6 protein-coding genes are annotated in these 4398 nt (G+C 51.7%); 4 read left to right on the top strand and 2 right to left on the bottom strand.

All coding sequences use genetic code 11. The features are described from left to right. Positions 1 to 688, bottom strand: a 688-nt coding sequence (locus MV985_RS00660) for a DUF2202 domain-containing protein (protein ID WP_297458081.1), incomplete at its 3' end; no start/stop codon positions are given. A gap of 111 nt (positions 689 to 799) precedes the next feature. On the opposite strand from MV985_RS00660, the gene MV985_RS00655 reads away from it, so the two are divergent. The 3 genes from MV985_RS00655 to MV985_RS00645 all read left to right on the top strand — a co-directional run bounded on the left by MV985_RS00655 (position 800) and on the right by MV985_RS00645 (position 2675). Further along, positions 800 to 1396 carry an adenosylcobinamide amidohydrolase gene (locus tag MV985_RS00655; RefSeq protein WP_297458077.1) on the top strand — a complete coding sequence of 199 codons (597 nt, stop codon included), beginning with the start codon at positions 800 to 802 and terminating at the stop codon, positions 1394 to 1396. A gap of 211 nt (positions 1397 to 1607) precedes the next feature. Next, positions 1608 to 2309, top strand: a complete 702-nt coding sequence (locus tag MV985_RS00650) for a hypothetical protein (RefSeq protein WP_297458075.1) — start codon at positions 1608 to 1610, stop codon at positions 2307 to 2309. Between the two features lie 12 nt (positions 2310 to 2321). Further along, positions 2322 to 2675, top strand: coding sequence for a hypothetical protein (locus tag MV985_RS00645; protein ID WP_297458073.1), 354 nt, complete (start codon positions 2322 to 2324; stop codon positions 2673 to 2675). Between the two features lie 159 nt (positions 2676 to 2834). Here the strand turns inward: MV985_RS00645 and cobT are convergent, their stop codons facing one another. Next, entirely contained in the window at positions 2835 to 3836 is a 1002-nt protein-coding gene (cobT, locus tag MV985_RS00640) for a nicotinate mononucleotide-dependent phosphoribosyltransferase CobT (RefSeq protein WP_297458079.1), read from the bottom strand. A gap of 68 nt (positions 3837 to 3904) precedes the next feature. Here cobT and MV985_RS00635 point away from each other — a divergent pair. Next, a partial coding sequence (locus MV985_RS00635) for an AAA family ATPase (protein WP_297458071.1) occupies positions 3905 to 4398 on the top strand: 494 nt, incomplete at its 3' end.

Raw genomic sequence — 4398 nt, 5'->3', positions numbered from 1 at the left:
CACCGTGGTCGTGTCCCATTCCGTGGGCCGGAGCTGAGCTCAGTATCTCGTCAACTTTCTCTTGAGGAAGCACCTGGGCAGTGTAGGTCACGCCCATGGCCTCAAGCTGGCCCACGAAGGCCCTGAGGTGGTTCTCGCTGCCGGCCATGAGGTTGCTGTAAACAGCTTTTATGTCCTCGTTGTCGGTCTCTGAAATCCACTTCTCAAGGTCCTCTATGTCGGTCTCTTCGATGAGCGCTCCCACCTTGAGGGCATCAATAACGCTCTTGCTCCCCTGTTCAACCAGCTGGTTGTAGAGGGCCTGGAGTTCCTCGTTCTGGAAGACTCCAACCTGGTCGAGCGTGTCCGGAGCCGTCAGGTTGTACTTCTCAATCAGGCTCAGCACAGCGTCCATATGCCTCTGCTCGCTGTTAGCTATGTTGCTGAACACAGTCAGTCCGGTCTCGTTGTAGAGCGTGAGGTAGACGTCCCTGGCGAGCTTTTCCTCCTCCACCATGTAGAGCAGGCCGTTAATCTCGTCCTCACTCAGAGGAGCGTAGTAAGTTGTTGGTATTGTGGGAGTTACAACGCTCTGGGCGGTTCCTGCATAGGGGTTTGGTCCCGGCTGGCCCCTCCATGCCGAGACTCCCCCGAGGGTCATTCCTATTAACAGGGCAATCAGCCCCAATCCAAACCACATCTTTCTCATGTTCTCAACCTCCTGCATGTGTAAGTTCAATATTACATATGTGCAAGTGGTTTATAAAGTTTACGGTTCTGACAAGGCAAACGTTATTAACTGCAGGTCCAAATCCCAATCATGGGCAACTTCATAATGGCATTCAAAGAGCCCATGCTCGCTTTGAGCAACGCCCCTCATCGCGGAGGATTAACTGAGGCCAGAGGATTCTTCTTTCTGAAGGTTCCCAAGAACTACTCCGGAGATTACAAGAAGGACTGCCTGGTCTTCGAGCGGGAGAACGGACTTGAAAACTTTGTTGGTTTCATGACAGCTGCTGACGTGGGAAAAGTCATCTCCATAGCAAAAAGCGGGGAAGTTACTGCCTATGTCACCGCTGGAATAACAAATCCAGCAATAGCCGGTGAAGTTCCTCCGCCATGGAAGCCGGGAACGATAAACATCGCCCTCGTAATCGAGGAAGGATTAACGGTCGGTGCCATGGCCAACGCGGTAATGACGGCAACCGAGGCGAAAACCTACACACTTCTGAAACTCGGTTACAACGCCACCGGGACGACGAGTGATGGAATCGGGGTTTTTGCATTTGAAGGAAAAAAAGAGTGGGCGGGAACGGCGACGGAGCTTGGCTTAAACATCGGGAGGGCTGTTAGAGAGGCCCTGGAGGAGAGCTTGAGGAAGTGGGAAAAGACGAGAAGAGTCGGCGATAATCCTTAAGGATATCCTACTGCGTGCGGATGAATGGAATTACACGGACAATTATAAGGAAGACATAACCGGGTTATACATTAGATGAGGATTGGTTTTAATTGAATCCCATCTGTTTGGCACAACTCCCTCAGGCATTTGGTTATCAACCTTTGGCTTGAGTAATGTTTATATGCTATTATGCCTTAGTAATTTAGACGTAAACTTGCTGGGGGGGTCGATGCGGAAGCGTGCATTACTGGCCATACTGGTGGCTTTACTTGTGGTTGGAGCGTACGGTGCCTACGTGCTCAGCTACCCCAAGTACCCCGAAGTTAAGGGTTGCGTGAACCCGTTCGCAGTCACAAAACCTGTGAACAGGGTTCAAGAGAACTGGTCAAAAGCTCACGTATTCTTCAAACTGGTTATTACCAGAGACTTCTGGAAGCTGGCCAAACCCTGGGACGTTAATTACTCCAATGTTAGGGTTGTTAGGCACACGGTTGACTACAATGGCGAGAAAGTAACCATGCTCGCCATGGGAATTCCCCTAAAGGACAAGAAGCATGTCATAGCCCTTTACGAGTTCTCAAAACCAGTGCAGGGGGTGAAGATAAGGGGATATCTATTTAAGGTGCCTGAAACAAAGGATGGAACTATAAGGACAGCAGCTATTACAACAAACGGGATGTACACACCCACCAACAGCTGTCCACATGAGTGCCAATCTGATTCTGATTGTCCCATAACATACCATTGCAATGAGTACTGCTGTAGTGTGGACTGGACCAGGGCAATTCACTGTTGCTGGGGATGTGTCTTTGCATGTGCAAATCCTGTAACCTGTGTTCTCTGCATTGAAACAGTGTGCCCATGGTGTGTGGAAGACAACTGCATCCAGTGGGGAAGTGAATGTGAAGGTGGATGGGTTCCGGGACCTTAAGAGGATGATAGCATGAAGGTCGAAGAAAAAGCTTCCCTTCCCCTGGTGTTTGTTTTTCTGGTTCTTCTTCTATCATTGATCTGGACGGGTAATGGAGGATATGGTACAAAATTACGGATCTCTCTCGTGCTAACATCTCCACTTCTGGTTGCCGGTGGCGTCATTCTCGCGATTCAGAAGTGGAGAAATAACACGCTACTGGCTTACTCCGCAGGACTTTTGATCCTTGCCGTGGGGTACATAGCGTCGGGTTACATCCTTCTTGGAAAAACAAACGTTTTGTCCGCTATACTCGGCATTCTTATTGGAGCTGCCCTCATACTTAAAAGGTGGGAAGAAACACCCCCCTCCGCTGATGAATCCTGAGTCATGATGCGGGAGACGGGTCATGACGGGAGAACTTGTCCATAACAACTGCATATCGCAAAGATCATCAACCCTCCTCAACTCCATTCATCACTTGCATTAGGCAAACCACTAATGGGGTACCCGCTGCGACCCCGATAGTTTACGCCTACAGGAAAATCACCCCATCTCCGTGAGCCTCCTGTAGAGCTCCTCCACCTTTTCGCTGACCTCTTCCGGCGAGAAGCCGGCCTTCACAGCCAACCAGGTGGCCCCTCCAGCGCCAACCCCTTCCTTGACATAACCCCTCTCATAGTCCCTCAGGCCCTTAAACTCGCTCTTCGAGAAATCGAGGTCAGCGGAATATGTTATTATTCCTATCTCCTTGGCCGTATCCAGGAAGGTCGCGCTCCTATCATTGACCACCCACTTCGTTGTGGCTATCATAAAGCGACTCAAATCCTCACCGAGGGCCTTAAGCAGAGCCGAAACCGCCAACATCTGCGTTCCTCCAGCGAGGACGATGTTTTTCCTGAAGCCGAGGGCAAGGCCTACGACCGTTGCCATCATTGGATCACCAAACTGCCTCAGAGCCTCTAGTGGATTGTCCTTCAGCTGGCCCCTTTCAACGCCAGCCCTCTTGAAAGCCTCGCTGATTACCTTCTCCTTTAGGCTCTGAGGGTTGTCCGGAGAGGCCGAGGAGGTTCTGGCCTCGTAACCGAGTGCCCAGAGGACTGCTTGAGCGGTTGTCGTTCCTCCGGGTGTTGATTCGCCGATAACGAGTTCCCTGATTGGCATCTTGTTGAGTTCCTCACCGAAGAGCTTGGCGCGCTTTATTATCTCGCCGAACTCCGGTAAAGCCGGCTCCCTTCTGAAGTCCCTTCCAACGGCATCGCTTACCTGGACGTGCGGAACGAGGGGTGCTAAATAAGTCCCCCCGCGAACCACGAGAACCGGGAAGTTCGCCAGTTCTTTAGCTGCCTTGGTGATTATAGCCGGAGTTGGATGACCCTCGGGCGTTACTGGAATAACGTCTATTGTCAGGGGCTTCTCGTGGAAGAGGTATTCGGCATCGGCAACGGGTGTTAGCTTCGTTAGTTCGGGCGTTGCTCCGGCCACGCTTATTCCCGAAACCGTGCTTATCTCGGTGTTCCCCAGGACGAGAAGGAAAAGGCTCTCCATTCTGCCCACCGCTGGAGGTTTTATCCAAGGCTTTATATGGCCTTCGGCCAACGTCCCCTGGTGGGAAAATGGGAAAGGCCTTGATGGTTCAGGGGACCTCATCTGGCGCCGGCAAATCCCTCCTCGTCACTGCATTATGCAGGATTTTCTCCAACCTCGGCTACGACGTCGTTCCATTCAAGAGCCAGAACATGAGCCTTAATTCAGCGCCGAGCATCGAAGGAGGTGAAATAAGTCGCGCCCAGTACCTTCAGGCGATAGCCTGCGGAAAGAAGCCGAGCGTGAAGTTTAACCCAATCCTTCTCAAGCCAGAAGGAGAGATGAGGAGCCAGGTCGTCTTCATGGGAAAGCCCATAGGTAGCGTCTCAGCCAGGGACTACATGCTCTCGCGGAAGGAGGAACTTTTTCAAAAGGCAATGAGGGTCCTCGACGAGCTGAAGGAGAGGCACGACCTCGTTTTAATCGAAGGCGCCGGCAGTCCGGTGGAGATTAACCTGAAGGACTACGATATAGCCAACATGCGTGTGGCAAAGCATGCAAACGCGAAAGTAATTCTCGTTAC

The organism is Thermococcus sp., from assembly GCF_027012695.1.
GTDB lineage: Archaea > Methanobacteriota_B > Thermococci > Thermococcales > Thermococcaceae > Thermococcus.
Note: the sequence above shows the minus strand (reverse complement) of the source record. Positions and strands in the feature narration are given on the sequence as shown.